This is a genomic window from Psychrobacter alimentarius (assembly GCF_001606025.1).
Classification (GTDB): domain Bacteria; phylum Pseudomonadota; class Gammaproteobacteria; order Pseudomonadales; family Moraxellaceae; genus Psychrobacter; species Psychrobacter alimentarius.
Window position 1 is genome coordinate 1,928,522 of sequence record NZ_CP014945.1, and the last position, 22,712, is coordinate 1,951,233.

The following is a 22,712-nucleotide window of genomic DNA, read 5'->3' on the forward strand; positions in this document are numbered from 1 at the left end:
TTTATTTAGAATGCTTCATTTACTTTAGACTGCTCACTATGATGTACATCAATAAGTTAAGCTTGATACGCCAAAAGAAAGTATTGCTGCAACCCATTTCTTTTAAAATTAAACCGAAGAAGCTATATGCTTTGATTGGTCATAATGGTTCGGGCAAATCTAGTCTTATCAAGGCGATGGCAGGAGAAATGACACCGACTCAAGGTGACATTCTTATTAATGAGCACAATCTAAAGGATTTTTCGGCCAAAGCATTGGCACAAAATCTCGCCTACCTACCCCAAAATCTACCTGATGCTGGTGCATTTACGGTCTATGAGCTGGTCATGCTAGGGCGCTATCCTCATCAAAAATGGCTACAAAAACCGAGCGCGCAAGATCATGAACATGTGAACAAAGCCATTACGCTGACTCAAGTCGAGGCTTTTAGAGACCGTCAAGTATCTACCTTATCGGGTGGCGAACGCGCTCGTGTGTGGTTGGCAATGTGTTTAGCACAACAGACAGAATTTTTACTATTGGATGAGCCATTAGCAGCACTTGACGTGGTGTATCAAGTCGAGGTGCTAAAACTGATTCGGCAGTTGGTTGATCAGCGAGGTTTGGGCGTGGTCATCATCTTGCATGACCTCAATCTGGCAGCAAGATTTTGTGATGAGTTTATTGCGCTAAAACAAGGTCAGCTTTGCCACATGGGTGATGTCCCAAGCACCATGCAAAAAGAAGTACTACAGTCGATATTTGGTGTGGATTTTACCTTACTAACTCATCCTGACACCAATCACAAAGTAGCGGTTATATGAAAGCGATCCCCTCCTCGATTGCGCTCTGTATGGCACTCTGCTCAAGCTTATTGCTGAGCAGCTGCCAATCATCGGATGCAACGCCAGCAGCACTGAACGCTTCAAACCCTCAAAAGACGCCCAGCGTGATGACTCCAGATTGGGGCATTGCTGCAACGCTAACGGGTATGGGATATCCGCCAGTTGCCATGGGTGACAAAACTTTTTATAAAGAATGGGTCGGAAAACCGCTGATACCCAAAGATACATACGATGTAGGCACGCGCTATCAGCCCAATCCTGAAATGTTCTCTCAGCTTGACTTAGATGTGGTGATAGACAACGCTTTTTATAAGCATCTGCAACCTATGTACGGCGACTTACCTATTCATTCTATCGAATTGACCAGTCCAAATCAGATGGCAAAATGGGAAGATTTTATAGAGCCAACCTTAGAATTAGGACGATCCATCAATCAGCCGCAAGCCGCTCAAATGTATTTAGATAAGAGTAAAGAGCAGATAACACAAGCGGGCCAGACGTTTCATAAACGCTATCCTCATATCAAAAAAATGGCAGTCGTACAATTTGCTGACACCAATAATTTGCGCATGTTTTCATACAACAGTTTGTTTCAACCCGCTTTAGATACCATGGGTCTGGAGCTAACCGCATTTGCAGATGGTAACGAATGGGGATTTATGCCCATCATGCTTGGCGACTTAGCGCAGCTTGATGATGATACGTGTCTTGTGGTCGTTGAACCTATCGGTGACCTTCTGAAGCTAGAGTTAGAAGATAGTCTAGTGTGGCAGCGCTTGGGATATTCTTTTCGCGAAAACTCCAAATCCGCTGGTAAAAGCCGTTGTCTTACTGTACTACCTGCCACATGGAACAATAGTGGCGTCGCCTCTATGAATGTCTTGGCCGATCGTCTCATGAATGCCACTTTTGTAGGCAATACCGACTTATGATTAAAAATACTTTTTCTTCTGCCAACCGTATCTATCTGATGGTTGTTTTTTTAATAGTAATGGCGGTGGTCAGTAGTTATGCAGTCGTGCATCAGCTATGGAACCTGCCTTTTATTGAGCTGTTTACCCCATCATTTGACTTATCCCTTGCGGACATGAGTATCCAGCTACAAATCTTACCGACGATGCTGGTGGCATCAACGGCTGGCGGTCTCTTAGGATTAGTCAGTGTGTTGCTACAGCAGCTGGTAAAAAATACGCTTGCTTCAGACACAACCCTAGCCGTCGGTAGCGGTGCAAACATAGCCTTGCTGCTGGTCACTTTATTCTTCCCCAGTTTCAATTTGGGTGGCAGCTTTTGGGTGGCTTTTATTGGTGCTATCAGCAGTATGGCAATCGTCTTTATCCTAGCTGCTCCTAGTCGCATGAATCCTTTGGTACTGGTACTAGGGGGGCTGGTCACTAATATTTTGCTGGGTGCTATCGCGGCTTTATTATTAATCTATTATGCTGAAGAATCCCTAAATATTATGGTATGGGCAGCAGGCAGTCTTACCCAAAATAATTGGCAAGTATCTGTCGCTTTGACCATTGCTAGCGTGGTTGCTTTTATCAGCTTGATGCCGTTGTTAAAGCCGCTAGAAATCATGAGCCTAGATGATCGACAAGCCAAAAGCTTGGGCGTGCCTGTCAACCTCATTCGTGGATTGGTAATAGGATTGGTGGCGATTTTAACAGCGCTTGTCGTCAGTCGCGTAGGCCCTATTGGATTTATTGGTTTGGGCGCGGCAACTCTCGTCAATGTGTTTTCTGTCAGACACATCGGGTATCGTCTGTTATTGGGATATGGGTTTGGGGCGCTTTTATTATGGATTACCAGTAATGTCACAACGATACTACAGCATTATCTGTCTCTCAATATTCCTGCTGATGCGATGACGGCGTTACTGGGTGCGCCGTTGGTTATATGGCTGATTATGATGCAAAGTCGCCAGCATACTGAGGAGCTTGCACCAACGCTTGTCTCAGAACGTCGCGAGACACACTTGCTTGCTTGGAGCATTGCTTTAGTTTTGTTAATAGGCAGCATACTCGTATTTACTGCTACCGCCAACGGTTGGCAGCTAAATGCCGTATGGGATTTAATTGTTGATTTTAGACTCCCTCGTACCTTGAGTGCAGCGGCCACGGGCGTCATGCTGGCAACTGCTGGCGTATTATTACAAACGTTGACTCGTAACCCTATGGCTAGCCCCGAGGTATTAGGTATCAGTTCAGGCTCGGCAATAGGCGTGGTATTGGCGTTTATTTTCCTACCCAGCTTTGGCTATACAGGCATCGTACTATCAGGATTACTGGGCGCCTCTATCGTACTTTGTTTAATCTTGTGGCTGGCTCGCAGAGTGAATGCTGCTTACTTATTATTGGTGGGAGTGGCGATTGCTGCCTTAATGGGCGGTGTGTTAAGTCTGGTCAAGATATCTGGAGATCAACGATTACAAGCAGTTCTCAGCTGGCTGTCAGGATCTACTTATCTTGCCAGTCCTGAGACTGCTTGGCTGCTTGTGGCGTTTGCTGCAGCACTGTTTTTATTGAGTTTTATGATAGTAAGACCCTTAGAGATATTGAGTTTGGGCAGTGGAATAGCGCGTGAGCTTGGCGTTTCTTTAAGACTATTCCAAAGCTTGATATTAATCTTGGTAGCAGCGCTTAGTACCATATCGACATTGGCTGTGGGTCCACTCAGTTTTGTGGGATTGATGATTCCTCATTTGGCGACAACGCTTGGCGCAGTTCAGCTCAAACGTCAGCTGCAACTGGCTGCTATCTTGGGTGCCGCTTTGATGGTAATCGCAGACTGGCTTGGTCGTTATATTATTTTTCCTTACGAGATACCCGCTGGCACCATTGCTGCCATCATTGGTGGCGCCTACTTCTTGTATCTCATGCGCCGTATCAGAGCGTAAATAACAACCATTAGATATCAATAGCTAAGCACAAAAAATATTTACTGTGAGTCAATGACACCCCTACTCACCTAAAACGATTTATAACATACTAAAAAGGGATTGGACATCTCTCCCCTCTCTTTTATGCCATCAAACATACATAAAATTCATTCTATTACTGAGCCATTATGTCTTCTCGCACTCCATCGTCTTTGTATCGTATGATTTGGGCATACTATCGCCTGCCTTTTCTCAAGGTTATTTTGCTGAACCTAGTTAATGCGGCAGTCAGTGTTGGGATTATTGCTTATATCAACCACACCTTTATAAGTCAGCCTGTCTTTAATACGTTGTCATGGTTAAGTTTGGGCTATTTTGCAGGTTTAATAGTACTACTACTGGTCACAACTTTTATCTCACAGTATACCTTGACCTGCTTGGGACATAAATTTGTCTATGAGCTAAGAACCAAATTGGTCAAACAGATCATCGATACCAAGGTACCGCAAATTGATAATCTAGGAAGTGCGCGGTTAATTGCTAGCCTATCCTCTGATATTCAATCAATTACGGTCGCTTTTGTACGCATGCCAGAATTGGTGCAAGGGGTAATTTTGTCGACTGGGGTGGCAATTTATCTAGGTTGGCTCTCGCTGCCATTACTCTTGATTGTCATGTTTTGGATTGCGATGACGATTTGGATCAGTACTATTTTAGTGAAGCACGTTTATCAACATTTAACGGGATTAAGAGAGCTCAACGATCTTTTATATCAAGATTATCAATCAATTATCGAAGGACGCAAAGAGCTGGCTTTGAATCAGCACCGTGCTGAAAAATTGTACAAAACCGATTTTGTGACGCATGCTAAGTCGTATGAAAAATCTGTGATCAAAGCCGATACGTTTCATTTATCAGCAGTGAACTGGTCAAACATTATGATGTTCGCCGCCATTGGGGTGGTGTTCGCGTTGTCCAATTATCTTGATATACCAATGGGTGTTGCGACGACTTTTTCCTTAACGATTTTATTTATGCAATCGCCTTTATTACATGCAGTCGGCGCTTATCCCACCATACAAACGGCTCAGGTGGCATTGGATAAGATTCACTCTCTAGAACTCAGTGATTATCATCCAGAATTTGCCACCAATGCAGCCATACAGAATTGGCAATCTATATCATTGACCGATATTGGTTATCGTTACCAAAATATCGAAAACAATGCTCAAGACGCCGCCACTCAAAAACACGATACGGCTGGCGATATACTAAGCGATGTCAATCTGACGCTCAAACGTGGCGATGTGGTCTTTTTGATCGGCGCAAATGGTAGCGGCAAATCCACCTTAGCTAAGATCATTACCGGTATTTTTACCCCAACTATGGGTCAGGTAAGCGTTGATGAGCACGTTATCTCGGATGCCAATGTGGTTGATTATAGGCAACTATTTTCTGCTATTTTTAGCGATCAACATCTGTTTAAGCAGCTTGTTGGTCGCGAAGGCAATGATCCTGATATGACGTTGGTAACGTCGTGGCTGCACAAACTCAATCTACAGGACAAAGTCAGCGTGACTGACGAGCGTTTATCAACCGATAAGCTCTCGCAAGGACAACGTAAACGCTTGGCGATGTTGATTTCTGTGGCAGAACAAAAAGACATTTTACTGCTTGATGAATGGGCTGCAGATCAAGACCCTGCATTTCGCCGCGTATTCTACCAAACGCTCATTCCTGAATTAAAAGCCATGGGCAAAACCTTATTTATCATCAGTCACGATGATGGATATTTTGAACATGCTGATCGACTGCTGTTGATGAAACGAGGTAAATTAATCGAGCTGAATGCTGAAGAACGACAGCGTGCCAGTGCCGATGCCATATCTATGCTGCATTAAATTGAGCTAAAATCAAGCCGAACCATGAGCGCGGTATCGTTTGAAATACTGCGCTTATATACGTTTCCCCCTACTCTTATTAATAACAACTGCTAGATTTCTATTTACCATTAAGCGCTACTATTGCGTAAATCCATTATTATGAGCTACTTATAAATATAAAACATTGTTCATAAATATTCTATGATTCATCCTCTCTATTAAAACCTCTTATCACTTCTATCCAGAAACTATGTGTCAAAAATATTTCTGTATTGTATTGCTAATCATAATAATTATCATTATCATGTACTAAAATTAAGATTGCTTCTCGGCATATTTTCTTATCAAATTATTTATTGGTCAGCCATCTAACGCTTTATTGAGAAATGGCTTCCTAATTTTTCTATTACTCTAATTGAGATATCATCTGATGTTTATCATTGCACAAGGTACAAAGCAACATAAGCCAAGCACGCTAAGTTGGTTCGTCAAAAAGACCATGCATCTTTCAGCGATTGCTTCTTTGGCTGTCAGCTCTTCGATGATTCATGCTGAAACCTCACAGCAAACCACGACTACAGATGAAGGTAGCGAAATCAACCGTGCAGACGGCACAGTAGAACCAAGCACTACGCTACCCACTATCGTAGTCACGGCAGACACAAATAAACAGATTACAGAAAATACGGATAGCTATACCATTCCTGTCGCCAGTAGCGCCACAGGACTGGCCTTATCAGCAAGAGAGACGCCGCAGGCTACCAGCGTCGTCACTAATCAACAAATCAAAGACCAAAACTCTAATACTCTAATAGACGTACTTAAGCGATCGCCTGCCATTCAAGTAAGTAGCATTGATGGCGCGCGTAATGGATTGTCATCAAGAGGTTTTGGTATCAATAGCTTCCAAATTGATGGCTTGAACACCAATTTTATTCAGCAAGCGGCGATGGGCGAATACTCTGCCAATACTGCTATGTTTGATCATGTTGAGGTCGTGCGAGGCGCTACCGGTTTGATGAGTGGTTCAGGCGACCCTTCTGCCAATATCAATCTCATACGTAAACGTGCGGATAGCGACATCCCTGTTACAGAGCTGTCTGCCAATGTCAATCGTTATGGCAATTACGGTGTTAGCATTGACCGTAGTCAGCCATTGAGTGAGAGCGGTGCCGTACGGGGCCGCGTCGTCGCAAGTTATCAAGATGGTGATACCTTCATCGATCGTCAAGAATTGGGTCAAAATCTGATTTATGCCACGGTTGATGCGGATGTGAGCGACAGCACCACAGTCAGTGTCGGTGCCAGCCGTCAACACAATAAATCAAGAGCTACCATGTGGGGTGGTTTGCCAAACTACCTAAGTGATGGCTCAAAAGCGAATTGGGATACCAGTAAAAATGGTAGTGCCAATTGGACAAACTGGGATTCTGACAATGTCTATTACTTCGCTGATATCGATCATGATTTTAACGAAGATTGGAACCTGACTACCAAAGCCAGCTACAATGAGAGTGACAGCAGTCCAAAACTTCTCTACCTTTTTGGCGGTCCACTTAATGTCGACACTGGCTTAGGACTAGGTTTCAACGTATTCCATGCAGATACCGAACGCAAACAGACCAATGTTAAAACTGAGTTAACGGGTAATTTTGATGCACTAGGCAGAACGCACAAACTCATTGTGGGCGGATCTTATAGCAAAAGTGAACTTGATACCTTTACTTATGCCCCACCTGCTGAAGATGACCTTGCTCCGCTGACCAACTTTTTTGAGTGGGATGGCAGCTACCCTGAACCAGCATGGGGAGACAGAACTCGAAGCTCTGATGTCACCATTAAAGAAAAATCCGTATTTGCTGCAACCCAGCTTCAGTTAACGGACCCTTTATCAGTCATCTTGGGGTCTCGCGTGTCTGATTATGAGCGTTCAGGTGTGCAGTATGGCCGAAATGTGAATACTAAATCTGATCACATTTGGACACCTTATGCGGGTATTACGTTTGACATTGATAAAAATCACAGCCTATATACCAGTTATAGCGATATCTTTAAGCCTCAAACCCAGCGTGATATCAATGGCAATTATCTCGATCCAATCGAAGGTAAAAACTATGAAATTGGTCTAAAAAGCGAGTCAGATAACGGTGCCTTACAAAGTCAAATCAGCATCTTTAGAATCGAACAAGACAACCTTGCTCAAGCAGACGGTAGTAATAAAATTCCAGGTACCAGTCCTCCTGAACAAGCTTATTTTGGAGCAGAAGGTGCTACCAGTCAGGGCGTAGAGTTAGAAGTCACTGGTAAGGTTAGTGACAATCTACAAGCAAGCGTTGGGTATACGCATTTTAATGCTGAAGACAATAGTGGTAAAGCCATTAACACTGGTTTTGCTGATACCACGCTTAACCTATTTGCCACTTATGATATGGACGATATCATTCCCAACTTGACCATTGGCGGCGGTATAGATTGGTCAAACGGCTACTATGGTATCGTTACCAACCCTGTGACCCAGCGCTCTGAAAAATACAGTCAAGATGATGTGACCCTTGCTATCATTATGGCAAGATACACTGTTAATGAAAATCTGGAAGCACAGCTTAATGTCAATAATTTATTCAACCAAAAATATCTTGCTGGCAGCACCTTCAATGAACTGACGTATGGCGAGCCATTAAATGTGGTAGGCCGCTTGACTTATCGCTTTTAATCTTAATACCAATTATTTGAATGCATAGGCCATCACATGAGTAAACGCCGTAGTAGCCACGGTTTTTATCTACCAGACTTTAGCGTTATCAGTCGTATTGTTTTAGCGATTGGCGGTAGCTACGGCATCGCGGTACTCACTGACTTACTGTTTTTGGCTTTAACCATAGATGACATTTCTGCTATTTATTGGGGGCAAATAACAAGTGTCGTGGTCTGTGCGCTTATGATTATTTTGGTGTTTTCATTACGCCGCTTATGGTTGGCATGGGCAGTAGTGGCGAGCCTATCAAGCATATTAGGCTTGATATGTTATGCCACTATTTAGACTTTTATTATCAGGTCATCTTTGATGTCAGACTCTACTAAAACCCAATCCGTGCCGATGACCAAACGTCAGCAGAAAGATAAAACCAAGGTAAAAGGCTATCGGCTGCTGATGTCTGATGTCCATACTTGGTTTGGATTACTATTGGGTTGGTTGTTATTCACGATCTTTTTGATGGGTACAGTCAGCTATTTTAATAATGAGCTGACGGCATGGATGCAACCTGAGATTACTGCTGTCTCTAAGCCCTCAGCCCTACCCCTTTCATCGCAAAATTCGCCAAACAAGGCTCAGACGTCCGAGCCTTTTGGTGTGGCAATCGCCCATCTGCAAGCCACTCAAGCAAATGCCAAAAACTGGTTTATTACCAAAGGTCCGACCAGTACGAGTAACGAGCAGCGTTTACATATCACCACCAGTGCTGACGACGAAAGACTACGCTATCAATTTGATACGCAGACCCAAACAGCATATATGCCAAGAGACACGGCGGGTGGTAATTTCTTTTATCGCATGCATTTTGATCTACATTATATGAGTGTGATATGGGCAAGAATAATCGTCGGCATTGCATCTATGATGATGTTGATTGCGATCATTGCAGGCGTTATCGTTCATAAAAAAATATTCACCGATTTTTTTACGTTTCGTTGGGGCAAAGGACAACGTTCATGGCTTGATGCACACAATGCTTTTTCCGTGCTACCCCTGCCTTTTCATATCATGATTACGTTCACTGGCATCATCACGTTGATTGCGCTGTATATGCCATGGGGCGGCAAAGTTGCCAATATTGATACCGAGCAACTTTTTGAAGGCATCTACTCTTATCGAGCCGCCGATGCGACCGTGTTGCAACCTGCACCGATGGTCGATATTTCCCCACTATTAACAACGGCTCAAACAGATTGGCAAAAACTCAATCCCAATTATGCGATTACCAGTGTCAGTATCAATCATCCCAATACTGACCATAGTAAAATTATTGTTGATGGCAGAGCCGACCGTCAAATTTCGACAATCGGTGCGTTTCGTATTTATGATGGTCAGACAGGAAACATCCTTGAGCAAAGTAAGCCACCACCACTTGCTGTGACCACCCATACGGTGATGATAGGGCTGCATGCAGGACGCTTTGCTGATTACTGGCTACGCTGGATGTATTTTTTATTGGGCGGCGCAGGTTGCGGTATGATTGCGACTGGATTGGTGCTTTGGACGGTGAAGCGTCGTCGCCAATTGCTTGATATGGATAAGCCTTATCTGGGATTTTGGCTGGTAGAAAAGCTCAATATTGCGACATTAGCTGGGTTGCCGTTGGCTATGGTAGGACTGTTATGGCTCAACCGATTGTTACCTTTAGAGATGACTGCACGCGCCAAATGGGAAATAGATGGGTTTTTTATAATATGGGCCGGTAGTTTTATACTGACGTTGGTACTTTCTAGTCGTCATGCGTGGCGCGTATTATTGTCATTGGTTACTCTATCTCTTTTATTCACGCCACTCCTCAATAGTCTCACTACCGAGCGTGGATTTCTCCAAAGTGTTTTGAGTGGTGATGCGTTGTTCGTCAGCTTTGATGTTATGTTTTTTATACTAGCGCTGCTATTTGCTTACATCACTTATGCTGTCAGTTTTAAGAAAATGTCTCCTAAGCAAAAAACGAAGTCAAAACGTCGCGTCGCCTCTCAGATAGAGATCTCATAATATGTCGAATTTAGTATTATCTGAGCTGCTATTTTTGGTAAATCTGCTGGGTATGATTGCCTTAATGATAACCAGTAAAAGACATAAGGATAAATTTCAGCATAAACTGCCACTTGTTTCAAAAGGGCAAGGCCTACGCTGGCTGGGATTCACGCTATTAGCGATTGCGTTTTTATTGACCTATTCCTCATACCAAACAGGCTATTTTGTGGTGGTATGGTTTGGCAGTTTAACCATGGCCGCAGGTTTGGTCTATCTCATAATGATGATCTATGAGCAACTGTCACATTCATAACTTGCATTAACTATGAAGGAAAACAAATTTAGTTTGGGGTCGCCGATTAACTGGTACTTTATAGTGTCACTATAGTGAAAAACTCTTCATAAAGTTCTCTTTGCTATTCTGCATCTCTTTTTTTAACCAGTTTTTAAACACCACCTTTCTCTCATCTTCATGAAAAGGATAATAAGACAATAGATGATAAGAAGATCCATCTACGACAGGAGGCTGTACCAATTCTAAAAACTGATGTGAAAGCTCTTTTTCTACCATAAATATAGAAACAATAGCAGTACCTAATCCTGCCAAGCAACCTTCAATACATAGATAAAAATGTTCAAACACCATGTGCTCATACGATAGAATGTCGCTACTGACCAATCTGGACTTATGTATATGCTGCCATAAATTTGGTCGAGAAGACGCCAGTAAAATAGTGCTTGTTTGCTCAGTTCTAGTATTACGAACCGCGACAACGTACTCTTCCGCTATTTTGTCATGGAATATATCACCTCCCCATTCAAAGTCATTTCTACGTAAAGCAATATCAATAGATTTTTCCTGAAAGTTTACAGCCCCACCCCCTGTCAATAACACTATTTCGAACCCATGATTCAATGTGTTAAATTCAGCCAAACGAGGTATCAACCATTTCATTGAAATGGTGGGCTCACAAGACAGCACAAGTTGTTTTTTTCGATTGTCTTGTTGCTTTAGGTCAACTAGGCAATCTTCTAATTTCGCAAAAACTTGCTGACAACAAGAGAAAAGCGTTTCGCCATCTGATGTCAGTACCAGTTTTTTATTGACTCGATCAAATAAAGAAAGACCTAACGTATCCTCTAAGTTCTTAATCTGTTTACTCACCGCACTTTGCGTCACAAACAATTTTTTAGCCGCAAAGGTGACACTACCGTGTTTTGCAACGTAATAAAAAAACCTTAATGTATTCAACGATATTTTTTCTATCATGCTAAAAACTCATAGATGATGATGTAATAAACTCAATTTTAGTTTATCGGATAATGTAGGAGAATACAGTTAAATTAATGAAATGAAAAACCAATCTATAAAAAGCCATTAGTCTAGAGTTTTGACCGCATTTAAAGCACGCCTTATCAACGGTGTCATTTATACTCTGCTTATGAGGCCTCAAAGATTGTTTCTTCTCCTACCGAGTGAACTAAATGACAGAGTTTTTAGCAGTTATCGTTATTACTATTCTTGCTGTGATTAGTCCTGGAGCTGATTTTGCTATTGTGACCAAAAACAGCTATTTATACGGCCGTTCTATTGGAGTGTTAACGTCTATTGGTATCGCATTAGGTGTCTTGGTTCATGTTGCTTATACATTAATTGCAGTTGCTGCTGTCATTAAGTTTGCACCAAATTTCTTAACCATCGTAAAATACCTTGGTGCATTTTATCTTATTTATATTGGGTATAAGACATTTGCGCAAAAGCCTGTAAAGGATATAGCTTCTTCTACCCATATCAGTTCCGGACAAGCATTACGCTATGGGTTCTTTACTAATGCCTTAAACCCTAAAACGACGTTGTTTGTTATTAGTACTTATACACAAATAGTGAGTACCACTACTCCAAAATTCATTTTAATTGGTTACGGCTTATTTATGTCTGTGGCTCATTTTATATGGTTTGCTATCGTAGCTTTATTGTTCTCTCAGCGTACGCTGAGAGCAAAAATGCTAGAAAAACAAGTCTCCATCAATCGAATGATTGGTTTCATATTAGGATTGTTGGGTGTATTCTTACTCTTTACAAACGTCAACTGATAAATTAAGAACAATGAAATCAGCATTTTTAAACTGCATACTTCTTTGCGCCGACCACGCAAGCCACTGCGCCTAGCGTGCTGATTAGCATACCTGTACTGACTATCTCATGAAGCAATAAAGCTGCCAGTACCAGTGCCATAAAAGGTTGTATCAATTGCAACTGGCCAACGGCAGCAATGCCGCCTAAAGCCAAACCACGATACCAAAACACAAATCCAATAAACATGCTGAATAAAGAGACATAAATCAAGCCTGCCCAAGCCGTGATACTCACCTTTGCCAAAGACTCTGGCCACGTCAACCATACCATCGGTAGCATCATCGGCAGAGATAGCAACAATGCCCAACTGATCACCTGCCAACCGCCTAATGTCCGTGACAGCCGTCCACCTTCTGCATAACCCAGACCACAAGCCATCACCGCACCCAGCATCAAAAGCCCACCTACTAATGAAGCATGTCCGCTATTTAATGCGGCATAGCCTGCGACAAACGAGCTACCCAACAAAGCAAAAAACCAAAACAATACTGGTGGACGCGTCTCTCCTCGCCAAACCGCAAAAATGGCGGTAAATAATGGCAAGATGCCTAAAAATACAGTTGCGTGAGCAGAGGTGACATACTGTAAAGCCAAGGCGCTTAGCAAAGGAAATCCAACAACCACACCCAAAGTCACAATAAATAGAGATGGTAAATCTATCTTGGTTGGTAGACGTTGCTTTAAAATTAATAAAACCATACCACCCAATAATGCAGCTAGCGTGGCCCGTACCGCTGTAAGAAACATAGGATCAAAATCTATCACCGCTAGGCGAGTCGCTGGCAAGGATCCTGCAAAAATAACCACGCCGACCAGTCCGCTAATCCATCCTTGAGTCAATTTTTTCATAATCATATCACTGTGTGTTTGATGTCATGATTACACCAAAAGCGTGATAGGTTATCTATATACAATACCGTACAATAAGACAGAACTGTTTGGTGTCATTTGCCCATACAGTTCTTTTAATATTAAGAGGGCACTATAGCCACTCCACTATAAAATAAACACGGTGCTGCCAACGTCATATTTTCTTGCTTGCTATGCCTTCGCAGACAGAGGCGACGAAAATATATCGTTGGCAGTCCAGCCATTATTGTTGTACCTTTTTTATTTAGGATTAACTATAACTTTGATAGCAGGCTCTCTATAAGTTTCCATAGTCGGCTTCGATTAAAAATCTGCTTTAAGAAGTTCTGTACTGAGATGAGCTAAATGACCAAAATTGAAATCATAATGGCAGATGTTAGGGCAAAAATAGCCACAGTCACTTACCTGCCAGGAACGCGCTTGCCGTCTGTGCGCGCCACTGCCAAACATCACGGATTCTCGCCCTCTACGGTGGTAGAAGCTTATGAGCGACTACAAACAGATGGCATCATCGTCTCTCGCCCTGGTGCAGGCTTTTATGTCTGCGATATCATAGCGCCTCTGTCGTTGGCAGCAATAGGGCCAAATCTGGATCGAGCCGTAGACCCATTATGGGTATCGAGACAGTCTCTTGAAACGACGAGTGAAGCCTTAAAACCTGGTTGTGGCTGGTTACCGCCTGATTGGTTATATGCAGAAGGCATGCGCCGAGGTTTACGCTACGTAGCCAAAGCAGATACTAGTGTCATTAGCGAGTATGCCTCACCATTAGGATTGTTAGAGCTGCGCCAGTTATTGACAAGGCGTATGGCGGGCTTGGGTATTGAGGCAAAGCCCGCACAGGTGATATTGACAGAATCTGGCACTCAGTCGATAGATCTAATTTTTCGCTTTTTATTGATGCCTGGTGACACCGTTGTGGTGGATGATCCTTGTTACTTTAATTTTCATGCCTTACTGCGAGCGCATCGGGTGAACGTTGTCGGTGTGCCCTATACACCAACTGGTCCAGACGTTGATGCCTTTGCATCGGTCTTAAACGAGCATAAACCGCGCCTTTATATTACTAACGCCGCCATCCATAATCCCACTGGTGCAACCTTAGCGCCAGCGACGGCATATCGGGTATTACAGTTGGCACAAGCAGCTGGGTTATACATCATTGAAGATGATATTTTTGCCGATTTTGAGACCACACCAGCGCCTAGACTGGCGGCGTTGGATGGGTTATCAAAGGTGTTTTATATTGGCAGTTTTTCTAAAACCTTGTCAGCGTCCATGCGCTGCGGCTATATCGCTGCACCTAATGAATGGGTAGAGCATTTATTGGACTTGAAAATAGCCACAGGTTTCGGCGGTGGTCAACTAGCAGCAGCGGTTGTATTGTCTGCACTGACGGATAGCGGCTACCGTAAGCACATGGCGGCGCTTCATACGCGCTTAGCACGCGCCCGCGCCCAAACAGTGCCTCGCTTGACCAAACTGGGTATTGTGCCTTGGCTGATACCGCAGGCAGGCATGTTTCTTTGGTGCAAACTTCCTGACAGTCGTAGTGCCGCCGCATTAGCAAACCATTGCTTATCAAAAGGCGTGGTCTTGGCTCCAGGAAATACGTTTAGCCAATCCAAAAATGCAGAAAGCTTTATGCGTTTTAATGTCGCCCAAGCAAACGATGCCAAAATATTTGAGGTATTGGCGCAGGCATTGAACTAACGCTCACTTGGCAGCTGTTATGCCGCACCGCTCATACTATCATTAAAGGTTTTGACAATCAGATTCGCGCATTGTACAGGCGCTTCCATTGGCAAAAGATGCCCATTGTCTGGTAACTCAATAATTTGTGTGGTTGGAACCAGATTTTTCCAGACTTTGCGAACTTTTTGGCTAATAAAGATAGAAGGCTTACCCATAAGAATAGTATAGGGAAGCGCTATGTTATTAAGCGTCTTTAGTGCGTCATTGACGAATGGTGTGTCAAAGTAGCTTGCCAGCTCTTGCTCGGGCGTGAACAGTAAGCGATATTTCTGCTCTTCTTGAACGAGACTGTTTTTTGCGAAGACGTAAAGATGGTCATCATCAATACGTTTGAAGGCACGATGTGCTCGTAGATAGTCGTAGTACGCTTCAATGCTTTGCCACTCTGCCTGCTTAGCAAGTGTACTTTTAAATGGCTCATGACTCATTTTTAATTTAGCTGGCATCAAATCCATCATAAGCTTTTGCGGTTTGGTAAACGTCACCGGCTCTATCAAATACAGCTGTGAAAACAGCTCTGGGCGTTTGGCAGCAGCGATGGCCATCGCAGTCGCGCCCTGAGAATGACCAATACCCACCACCGGCTTATCTTGCGTTTTCTCCAAAAAATCAATCAACATATCTGCATCTTGCTCACGGGTCAGCTTTTTGAGCGTTGGCAAATCTTGCCAATATCCACGCATGGCCAGACTACTGAGCTCGAAGCGCTCACTGAGCTTGCTTAATAGCGGTATATAAACCCCCGTCGCAAAACCATTACCTCCATAAAAATGTGCGGGTGTCGACTTGGCATCTTTTGTTTTTTGACCTAAGTCAGACAGATCATAATATCGGGCGTTTTTGCCATTTATATTAATAATACGTTCGAATGTTTGCATAGTACGGTTCTTATTATGGGATAAGTAGTTAAAAATATTTTGAGTACAGACGTATTCATTAAGGCCAAAAGGTTTATTGAAGCCAACGATCCAGTGCTACTGGTATTAACGTTTTGTTTTGAACTTTGTTTAGAAATATAGCATAAAAAAACTGGCTATCATCCTATCAGTAAAAATACTCCCACTCTCATTTAACAAAATACTGTTGCATTTTTTTGATAATGATATACGATTCATATACATTTCGTATATTAGGAATTTACCATGGGTATCGTAAAAATCGATGATGATTTACATGAAGAGATTCGCAAAGCGAGTACTGTGATGGTGCGATCAATCAACGCCCAAGCTGAGTATTGGATGAAGATAGGTATGCTTGCTGAGGCCAACCCCACCTTGTCGTATTCCCAAATTATCAATAAAGAGATGAGAAAAGCAGATATCAACATAGGAAATCTTATCGATGGCTAACATCATTTTAAAAACACCTGAAGAATTGGCAATCATGCGTAAGTCTGGACGCCTACTCGCCTCTGTTTTTGACTATCTCGATAAAAATATTACTGTTGGCACCTCTACGATGGAGATCAACGATCTTGCTGAGCGTTATATCATCGATCAACTAGGCGCACGTCCAGCGAGCAAAGGTCAATATGGTTATGAGTATGCGCTAAATACCTCCGTCAATAATGTCGTCTGCCACGGTATTCCTTCAGACAGTCAAATACTCAAATCAGGCGATATCGTGAATGTGGACATCACTTTAGAACAAGGCGGCTTTATCGCAGATTCGAGCAAAATGTATTTAATCGGCGAGGTTTTACCACTAGCAAAACGTTTGGTGGATAAAACCTACGACGCTATGTGGGAAGGTATACGGGTGGTAAGACCGGGAGCAACGCTTGGTGATGTTGGTCATGCGATTCAGACTTATGCTGAAAAACATGGCTACTCTATCGTAAAAGAATACTGTGGGCATGGCATCGGACGTGAGATGCACGAAAAACCAGAAGTGCTGCATTATGGGCATGAGGGAAAAGGTTTATTGCTAGAAGAAGGGATGACCTTTACGATTGAACCTATGATCAATCAAGGTAAGGCCAAAGTTAAAACGAAAAACGATGGTTGGACAGTCGTCACCAGTGATAAGAAATTGTCCGCACAATGGGAACATACGATTGCGGTAACATCAGATGGTTATGAAGTGCTTACGCTTCGAGATGATGAATCTCTGTCAATTAAATAAGAGATACCCTCTCATCTGAACGATAATAAAAACCCCTGACGACTCAATGATTGTCAGGGGTTTTTATTGGGTAAACCTTTACTGCGGATTTTTGATGTACTGTACCTTGTACGACTCTAGATACGTTCTTTTTTATAATCAAAACCTTCTGCATCGTAGATTTGATAAGTGACATTTAGCAATGTTTTTAATAGCTCCGACTTGTCGAAATGTCTGACGCTCATCACAATTGGGGACGTAATCAATCCATCTTCAAAAGGGATATAAGTCACTTCTTGATTGCGCAAATGTTCAAGCGTTTTTGGCACGATGGTCAAACCCTCACCTGCCGCCACCAGTCCCAGCGCCACATGCAACTCACGCACTTCTGTAAAATAATTGGCTTTTAACTGACGTGCTTCAAACAATTCCAACACATAATCTATAAAGCTGGGGCGCGGCGCGGTTGGATATAACAATAGATTTTCGTTGGTCAGATCGATTAGTCTGAGACTGGTACGCCCCTCTTTTACTAAAGGATGACCAATAGGAACCGCAACAACCAAGCTCTCCTCTCGAAGCACCATCCGCCTGATAGAAGCATCTTCGAATAACAGTCTGCCAAACCCAACGTCTATTTTCCCTTCTATCAATCCTTGTGTTTGCTGCCAAGAGTTCAGCTCATAGAGTTTGATCTCTATGTTTGGATAGACTTCACGAAAATGGGCAATGACCTTTGGCAAGATGCCGTATAGAATCGATGAGACAAAACCGATAGACAGCGTATTATCAAAATTGCCTTTACGAATGGTCATCGCACGCAGATCGTCTGATTTTTTTAATATCTGAATGGCATGATCATAAAAAAACTCGCCTGCCTCAGTGAGCTTAAGCGGACGATTTTCTCGATCAATGAGCGTGACACCCACCTCATCCTCTAGCTGCTTAATCTGTCTACTAAGCGGCGGCTGTGAAATAAACAGACGGGTTGCCGCTTTATTGAAGCTCTTTTCTTCTGCAACTGCCACAAAGTAGCGTAAGTGCCTCAGTTCCATCTTCTTTCTTCCTTGATATAGATAACAATGCCAGCTGAGTAAGATTAGACATAATGGACGTCATACCTAAAGAACATAACATGATGCAAGATGAATATCAAAATACCTAAAAGGTATTAAAATTAGACTAAATAGGTCTTAGACATGCTGATATCTAACATTTATAGTTCTTATTAAGCATATGGAAGCACCATTCATCAATTAGGGACTGTCATGATTCGTTCAATCAATACCTTGCTGGTACCAATACCTACTATCCGAGCACACAAGCTTGCTTGTACCGTCATGAACGAACAAGTACTCGTACTCGTACACATCCAAACAGAAGATGGCTATGAAGGCTGGGGCGAAGCGACAACTATTGGTGGTCTAAGCTATGCTGACGAAAGCCCTCACAGCATCAAGACCAATATCGATACCTACTTTACCCCGTTATTACTAAAAGAGCAGCCTGCTAGCGCAGCAAAAGCCATGCAATTGCTAAATATTCATATCAATGGCAACCGTTTTGCCAAATGCGCGATTGAAACCGCATTACTCGATATTGAAGGCAAACGTCTCAACCTGCCTATTAGTGAGCTAATCGGTGGTCGTGTTCGGGATCGTATCGAAGTGGCATGGACACTTGCCAGTGGTAATACCGCGACCGATATCAATGAAGCCAAGCAAATGGTGGCACAAAACAGACACCGCATTTTTAAATTAAAAATTGGCAGCCGTCCTATACTTGACGACGTGGCGCATGTATTGGCAATCAAACAAGCCTTACCCAACTGCCGCATCACGGTCGATGTCAATCAGGCTTGGACAGAACTTGAAGCAATGAAAGGTATCAGTCTATTACAAAATGGCGGTGTTGATCTTATCGAGCAACCCGTATCGATGCGTAATAAATCAGCGCTCAAACGTTTAACTGAGCACTTTGATGTGCCGATTATGGCCGATGAAGTGGTTCAAGACCCACAGAATGCGTTTCAATTAGCCGCCGACCACTGTGCAGATGTTTTTGCGGTAAAAATCAATCAAGCAGGTGGCCTAAAAGCAGCCTGTCTGATTGGACAAATGGCACATTTAGCGGGCGTGGAGCTGTATGGCGGTACGATGTTAGAGGGCCCTATTGGCACAGCGGCATCAGCCCATGTGTTCTCAACGTATCCAAGTTTAAGGTTCGATACAGAGCTGTTCGGCCCGCTTTTATTGACCGAAGACGTTTTAGCACAGCCACTAGACTACCAAGATTTTGGCCTAAATGTCCCTACAGGTGCAGGTCTGGGCATCGAAGTGGACAGCGACAAAGTCTATCACTATGCCAAGCAGGCAGCAGCCATGCTAACAACGTCATCGTCGTTAGATTATGCAAGTAATGCTTATAGTGAGACCGTGTAACCGAGCACTATCAGGTATAAGAATATACCAATAGCCATAAAGGCTGGTAGAAAGCCATTATCAGTCGCACTCCCCTCATTAAATGTAAGGAAACAATTATGTTATATCACGTCAGAATGGATGTTTTACTACCAACCGATATGGATGTAGATACGGTCAATGAGCTTAAAACCACCGAAAAAGCCCTGTCGCAAAAACTACAAGAGCAAGGTAAATGGCGTCACATTTGGCGTTTGGCTGGTGAGTATGCCAACTTTAGCATTTTCGATGTTGAGAGTCATGAAGAGCTACACAATATCATGATGTCCTTACCGCTTTATCCTTATATGAAAGTCGAGATCACGCCACTACTTCGTCATCCATCCTCTGTGCGTGATGACGATAGCTGATAACTGGCTGGTGCTATTGATAAGTGTAATCACAACCAGACACCTCCTCAATAGCGCAGCTGACTAACAGCTTCTTATTTCTTATTACTAAACAGCCGTGGTCTATATGAGACCAAGCGTACTTTATCACCCAAAATTTGATCAAACAGTCAGTCAGACAAACAAAATTTGAGTAAGAATACTCGATAACCTGACCTTTTAAACAGTCCTCAACAAGGAGAGAGACATGGAACGCAGCCAAATTGAAGCTTTAGCCACGCAATTCGTCAAAGGCAAAATCGACTTCCCTGAACAAGTCAATCCACGCATACAAGCGATCGTTTTGCGTCTCGTCACAGACCTTATGCAAGCCATCAACGATCTAAAAATCACGGCCGATGAATACTGGTCTGGTGTGGAGTTCATTGGTGATTTGGGCAAAGAAGCAGGGTTATTGTCACCTGGGCTTGGCTTCGATCACTTTATGGATCTGATGATTGAAGAAGATTTAAAAGCAGCGGGGCTGGATGGTGGGACGGTTCGTACCATCGAAGGCCCACTTTATGTCGCTGGTGCGCCAGAAGAAAAAGGTTTTGCGCGTCTAGATGATGGTACGAATCTTGATATTGGCACCGTATTGTTTATGCAAGGCACGGTTTATGGTGAAGACAACCAGCCACTACCAAACGCCAAAGTAGAAGTCTGGCACGCCAATAGCTTGGGCAACTATTCGTTCTTTGATGAGTCACAAACACCGTTTAACCTACGTCGCAGTATCATCACGGACGAAAACGGCAAGTATGCGTTTCGTAGCATTGTACCGCTTGGGTATTCAGTGCCACCAGATGGCATGACACAAAAAGTACTCGGTGCGCTAGGCCGTCATGGTCATCGCCCTGCCCACATTCACTTCTTTGCTAGTGCAGAGGGTTATCGCAAGTTGACCACACAGATCAACATCGATGGCGATGAATACTTATGGGATGACTTCGCTTTTGCAAGCCGTGAAGGTTTAGTACCAGAAGTCACGATGGTCGAAGAGGCAGACAAGCTAAAAGAAAAAGAAGTTGATAAGCCTTACGCCAGCATTGATTTTGATTTTTATCTTGTCAAAGACCTCGAACAATCCATCCAAGGCAGCGAAGTCGAACGCCGACGCGCCCAAGGTTAATGATCGCTTGATAGTGTCATGCAATAGCGAGCGTTTAAGGCCATTTACTATTGACTATAAATAAACCATCAAATTTTGCGTTTGATACGTCCATAGCTGCCGTATCAAGCGTCGACTCTTACTCTTATTTCATACCGTTATTATACAAGGAAGGCCATTATGAGCGAGCGTATCAATCTAGTACCTGAAGGATCAGATATTACCATCGATGATTTTTTAGAAGAAAATAAAGAAGAAGGCGTTTATCGTTTGCATCGTAGTGCCTTCACCAATCAAGAGCTGTTCGAGCTTGAAATGAAGCATATCTTTGAAAGCAATTGGGTTTATCTGGCACATGAAAGTCAGGTGCCAAATAACAATGATTACTACACCTCATACATTGGACGTCAGCCCGTCATCCTTGCCCGTAATAAAGAAGGCGAGCTACATTGTATGATCAACGCGTGCTCACATCGCGGCGCACAATTATGCCGTCATAAAAAAGGCAATAAAGCGACTTACACCTGCCCCTTCCACGGCTGGACTTTTAATAACTCAGGCAAACTACTCAAAGTAAAAGACCCAAGACACGCAGGGTACCCTGAAGGCTTTAACAAAGAAGGCTCTCACGACCTCAAACCAGTCAAGCTTGCCAACTATAAAGGCTTTTTATTCGCCAGCCTAAATGATGACGTTGCCCCTATCGAAGAGTGGCTGGGCGGCTCTACCAAAATCCTTGACATGATTGTCAATCAATCTCCAGAAGGTCTCGAGGTCCTACGTGGCACCTCAACCTACACCTTTGATGGTAACTGGAAGCTGCAAGCAGAAAATGGTGCCGACGGCTACCATGTGTCAGCCGTACATTGGAACTACGCGGCGACGACTGCGCGCCGTAAAGAGCAAGAAGCGATAAAGGCAGACAACATCAAAGCCATGAATGCAGGGAAATGGGGTCGTCAAGGCGGTGGGTTTTACTCTTTTGAAAACGGTCATATGCTGCTATGGACACATTGGGAAAACCCACAAGACCGTCCAAACTATGCGTATCGCGACGACTATGTGGCCAAATATGGCGAAGCGATGGCGGATTGGATGATTGGGCGTTCGCGTAACTTATGTCTGTATCCAAACGTCTACATCATGGATCAGTTTGGCTCGCAAATCCGCGTGCTTCGTCCGCTAGCCGTTGATAAAACTGAAGTCACCATTTGGTGTATCGCGCCAAAAGGCGAAAGTGACGAATCACGTACGCGCCGCATTCGTCAGTACGAAGACTTCTTTAACGTCACTGGCATGGCGACGCCTGACGATTTGGAAGAGTTCCGCTCATGTCAAGAAGGCTATAACGGAATTAAGCTGGAATGGAACGATATGTGCCGAGGCTCAGAGCATTGGATCGAAGGAGCTGATGAAGGCGCAGCTGCCATTGATCTTAAACCTTTGATGAGTGGGGTTAAGACTGAAGATGAGGGTCTTTATACCGTACAGCATCGCTACTGGCATGAAGAGATGAAAAAAGCCTTGGCGCAAAAAAACAACGACACGGTATAGCTGGCGACCTAAGC

20 protein-coding genes are annotated in these 22,712 nt (G+C 43.4%); 16 read left to right on the plus strand and 4 right to left on the minus strand.

Annotation, left to right across the window (positions count from 1 at the left end):
* Positions 1-38 precede the first annotated feature (38 nt).
* The 8 genes from A3K91_RS07870 to A3K91_RS07905 all read left to right on the plus strand — a co-directional run bounded on the left by A3K91_RS07870 (position 39) and on the right by A3K91_RS07905 (position 10,633).
* On the plus strand, positions 39-803 hold the full coding sequence (locus tag A3K91_RS07870) for an ABC transporter ATP-binding protein (RefSeq protein WP_062844765.1): 765 nt from the start codon (positions 39-41) through the stop codon (positions 801-803).
* Positions 800-1,756 carry an ABC transporter substrate-binding protein gene (locus A3K91_RS07875; protein WP_062844766.1) on the plus strand — a complete coding sequence of 319 codons (957 nt, stop codon included), beginning with the start codon at positions 800-802 and terminating at the stop codon, positions 1,754-1,756. The genes A3K91_RS07870 and A3K91_RS07875 overlap by 4 nt, the downstream gene beginning before the upstream one ends.
* Positions 1,753-3,723: a Fe(3+)-hydroxamate ABC transporter permease FhuB gene (gene fhuB, locus A3K91_RS07880; RefSeq protein WP_062844767.1), complete on the plus strand. Its 1,971-nt coding sequence runs from the start codon at positions 1,753-1,755 to the stop codon at positions 3,721-3,723. The genes A3K91_RS07875 and fhuB overlap by 4 nt, the downstream gene beginning before the upstream one ends.
* 170 nt (positions 3,724-3,893) lie before the next feature.
* Positions 3,894-5,606 carry a multidrug ABC transporter permease/ATP-binding protein gene (locus tag A3K91_RS07885; RefSeq protein WP_062844768.1) on the plus strand — a complete coding sequence of 571 codons (1,713 nt, stop codon included), beginning with the start codon at positions 3,894-3,896 and terminating at the stop codon, positions 5,604-5,606.
* A gap of 412 nt (positions 5,607-6,018) precedes the next feature.
* The gene (locus tag A3K91_RS07890; RefSeq protein WP_062844769.1) at positions 6,019-8,301 is read left to right on the plus strand and encodes a TonB-dependent siderophore receptor; all 2,283 of its coding nucleotides are present in this window, start codon (positions 6,019-6,021) and stop codon (positions 8,299-8,301) included.
* 36 nt (positions 8,302-8,337) lie between these two features.
* Positions 8,338-8,628, plus strand: a complete 291-nt coding sequence (locus A3K91_RS07895; protein WP_062844770.1) for a hypothetical protein — start codon at positions 8,338-8,340, stop codon at positions 8,626-8,628.
* A 24-nt stretch (positions 8,629-8,652) separates the two neighbouring features.
* Positions 8,653-10,338 carry a PepSY-associated TM helix domain-containing protein gene (locus A3K91_RS07900; protein ID WP_062844771.1) on the plus strand — a complete coding sequence of 562 codons (1,686 nt, stop codon included), beginning with the start codon at positions 8,653-8,655 and terminating at the stop codon, positions 10,336-10,338.
* Between the two features lies 1 nt (position 10,339).
* The gene (locus A3K91_RS07905; protein ID WP_062844772.1) at positions 10,340-10,633 is read left to right on the plus strand and encodes a DUF3325 domain-containing protein; all 294 of its coding nucleotides are present in this window, start codon (positions 10,340-10,342) and stop codon (positions 10,631-10,633) included.
* Positions 10,634-10,702: 69 nt separating this feature from the next.
* Here the strand turns inward: A3K91_RS07905 and A3K91_RS07910 are convergent, their stop codons facing one another.
* Entirely contained in the window at positions 10,703-11,590 is an 888-nt protein-coding gene (locus tag A3K91_RS07910; RefSeq protein ID WP_062844773.1) for a LysR family transcriptional regulator, read from the minus strand.
* A gap of 215 nt (positions 11,591-11,805) precedes the next feature.
* Here A3K91_RS07910 and A3K91_RS07915 point away from each other — a divergent pair, with 215 nt between their 5' ends.
* Complete coding sequence (locus tag A3K91_RS07915) at positions 11,806-12,414, plus strand: LysE family transporter (protein WP_062844774.1); 609 nt, start codon at positions 11,806-11,808, stop codon at positions 12,412-12,414.
* Between the two features lie 28 nt (positions 12,415-12,442).
* Here the strand turns inward: A3K91_RS07915 and A3K91_RS07920 are convergent, their stop codons facing one another.
* A complete protein-coding gene (locus A3K91_RS07920; RefSeq protein ID WP_062845939.1) occupies positions 12,443-13,306 on the minus strand; it encodes a DMT family transporter in 864 nt (287 codons plus the stop codon).
* Positions 13,307-13,672: 366 nt separating this feature from the next.
* Between A3K91_RS07920 and A3K91_RS07925 the strand changes: the two genes are divergently transcribed.
* The gene (locus A3K91_RS07925; protein WP_062844775.1) at positions 13,673-15,040 is read left to right on the plus strand and encodes an aminotransferase-like domain-containing protein; all 1,368 of its coding nucleotides are present in this window, start codon (positions 13,673-13,675) and stop codon (positions 15,038-15,040) included.
* Positions 15,041-15,057: 17 nt separating this feature from the next.
* Here A3K91_RS07925 and A3K91_RS07930 read toward each other — a convergent pair whose 3' ends face one another.
* Positions 15,058-15,960, minus strand: a complete 903-nt coding sequence (locus tag A3K91_RS07930) for an alpha/beta fold hydrolase (RefSeq protein WP_062844776.1) — start codon at positions 15,958-15,960, stop codon at positions 15,058-15,060.
* Between the two features lie 264 nt (positions 15,961-16,224).
* On the opposite strand from A3K91_RS07930, the gene A3K91_RS07935 reads away from it, so the two are divergent.
* Entirely contained in the window at positions 16,225-16,431 is a 207-nt protein-coding gene (locus A3K91_RS07935; RefSeq protein WP_062844777.1) for a ParD-like family protein, read from the plus strand.
* Positions 16,424-17,206, plus strand: a complete 783-nt coding sequence (map, locus tag A3K91_RS07940) for a type I methionyl aminopeptidase (RefSeq protein ID WP_062844778.1) — start codon at positions 16,424-16,426, stop codon at positions 17,204-17,206. Before A3K91_RS07935 ends, map begins: the two co-directional genes overlap by 8 nt.
* A gap of 116 nt (positions 17,207-17,322) precedes the next feature.
* Here map and A3K91_RS07945 read toward each other — a convergent pair whose 3' ends face one another.
* The gene (locus A3K91_RS07945) at positions 17,323-18,240 is read right to left on the minus strand and encodes a LysR family transcriptional regulator (RefSeq protein WP_062844779.1); all 918 of its coding nucleotides are present in this window, start codon (positions 18,238-18,240) and stop codon (positions 17,323-17,325) included.
* A 213-nt stretch (positions 18,241-18,453) separates the two neighbouring features.
* On the opposite strand from A3K91_RS07945, the gene A3K91_RS07950 reads away from it, so the two are divergent.
* From A3K91_RS07950 to benA, 4 genes are all read left to right on the plus strand, one after another.
* Positions 18,454-19,626 (plus strand): muconate/chloromuconate family cycloisomerase, encoded by a 1,173-nt coding sequence (locus tag A3K91_RS07950; RefSeq protein WP_062844780.1) that lies wholly within the window; start codon positions 18,454-18,456, stop codon positions 19,624-19,626.
* A 98-nt stretch (positions 19,627-19,724) separates the two neighbouring features.
* Complete coding sequence (gene catC / locus A3K91_RS07955; protein ID WP_062844781.1) at positions 19,725-20,015, plus strand: muconolactone Delta-isomerase; 291 nt, start codon at positions 19,725-19,727, stop codon at positions 20,013-20,015.
* Positions 20,016-20,241: 226 nt separating this feature from the next.
* The gene (gene catA, locus A3K91_RS07960) at positions 20,242-21,165 is read left to right on the plus strand and encodes a catechol 1,2-dioxygenase (protein ID WP_062844782.1); all 924 of its coding nucleotides are present in this window, start codon (positions 20,242-20,244) and stop codon (positions 21,163-21,165) included.
* Positions 21,166-21,324: 159 nt separating this feature from the next.
* On the plus strand, positions 21,325-22,698 hold the full coding sequence (benA, locus tag A3K91_RS07965; protein WP_062844783.1) for a benzoate 1,2-dioxygenase large subunit: 1,374 nt from the start codon (positions 21,325-21,327) through the stop codon (positions 22,696-22,698).
* Positions 22,699-22,712: the final 14 nt, after the last annotated feature.

What these genes read in the sequence shown, in the direction of transcription:
- A3K91_RS07870 (WP_062844765.1), top strand. Translation starts at nt 39, where the DNA reads ATGATGTACATCAATAAGTTAAGCTTGATACGCCAAAAGAAAGTATTG.
- A3K91_RS07875 (WP_062844766.1), top strand. Translation starts at nt 800, where the DNA reads ATGAAAGCGATCCCCTCCTCGATTGCGCTCTGTATGGCACTCTGCTCA.
- fhuB (WP_062844767.1), top strand. Translation starts at nt 1,753, where the DNA reads ATGATTAAAAATACTTTTTCTTCTGCCAACCGTATCTATCTGATGGTT.
- A3K91_RS07885 (WP_062844768.1), top strand. Translation starts at nt 3,894, where the DNA reads ATGTCTTCTCGCACTCCATCGTCTTTGTATCGTATGATTTGGGCATAC.
- A3K91_RS07890 (WP_062844769.1), top strand. Translation starts at nt 6,019, where the DNA reads ATGTTTATCATTGCACAAGGTACAAAGCAACATAAGCCAAGCACGCTA.
- A3K91_RS07895 (WP_062844770.1), top strand. Translation starts at nt 8,338, where the DNA reads ATGAGTAAACGCCGTAGTAGCCACGGTTTTTATCTACCAGACTTTAGC.
- A3K91_RS07900 (WP_062844771.1), top strand. Translation starts at nt 8,653, where the DNA reads ATGTCAGACTCTACTAAAACCCAATCCGTGCCGATGACCAAACGTCAG.
- A3K91_RS07905 (WP_062844772.1), top strand. Translation starts at nt 10,340, where the DNA reads ATGTCGAATTTAGTATTATCTGAGCTGCTATTTTTGGTAAATCTGCTG.
- A3K91_RS07910 (WP_062844773.1), bottom strand. Translation starts at nt 11,590, where the DNA reads ATGATAGAAAAAATATCGTTGAATACATTAAGGTTTTTTTATTACGTT.
- A3K91_RS07915 (WP_062844774.1), top strand. Translation starts at nt 11,806, where the DNA reads ATGACAGAGTTTTTAGCAGTTATCGTTATTACTATTCTTGCTGTGATT.
- A3K91_RS07920 (WP_062845939.1), bottom strand. Translation starts at nt 13,306, where the DNA reads ATGAAAAAATTGACTCAAGGATGGATTAGCGGACTGGTCGGCGTGGTT.
- A3K91_RS07925 (WP_062844775.1), top strand. Translation starts at nt 13,673, where the DNA reads ATGACCAAAATTGAAATCATAATGGCAGATGTTAGGGCAAAAATAGCC.
- A3K91_RS07930 (WP_062844776.1), bottom strand. Translation starts at nt 15,960, where the DNA reads ATGCAAACATTCGAACGTATTATTAATATAAATGGCAAAAACGCCCGA.
- A3K91_RS07935 (WP_062844777.1), top strand. Translation starts at nt 16,225, where the DNA reads ATGGGTATCGTAAAAATCGATGATGATTTACATGAAGAGATTCGCAAA.
- map (WP_062844778.1), top strand. Translation starts at nt 16,424, where the DNA reads ATGGCTAACATCATTTTAAAAACACCTGAAGAATTGGCAATCATGCGT.
- A3K91_RS07945 (WP_062844779.1), bottom strand. Translation starts at nt 18,240, where the DNA reads ATGGAACTGAGGCACTTACGCTACTTTGTGGCAGTTGCAGAAGAAAAG.
- A3K91_RS07950 (WP_062844780.1), top strand. Translation starts at nt 18,454, where the DNA reads ATGATTCGTTCAATCAATACCTTGCTGGTACCAATACCTACTATCCGA.
- catC (WP_062844781.1), top strand. Translation starts at nt 19,725, where the DNA reads ATGTTATATCACGTCAGAATGGATGTTTTACTACCAACCGATATGGAT.
- catA (WP_062844782.1), top strand. Translation starts at nt 20,242, where the DNA reads ATGGAACGCAGCCAAATTGAAGCTTTAGCCACGCAATTCGTCAAAGGC.
- benA (WP_062844783.1), top strand. Translation starts at nt 21,325, where the DNA reads ATGAGCGAGCGTATCAATCTAGTACCTGAAGGATCAGATATTACCATC.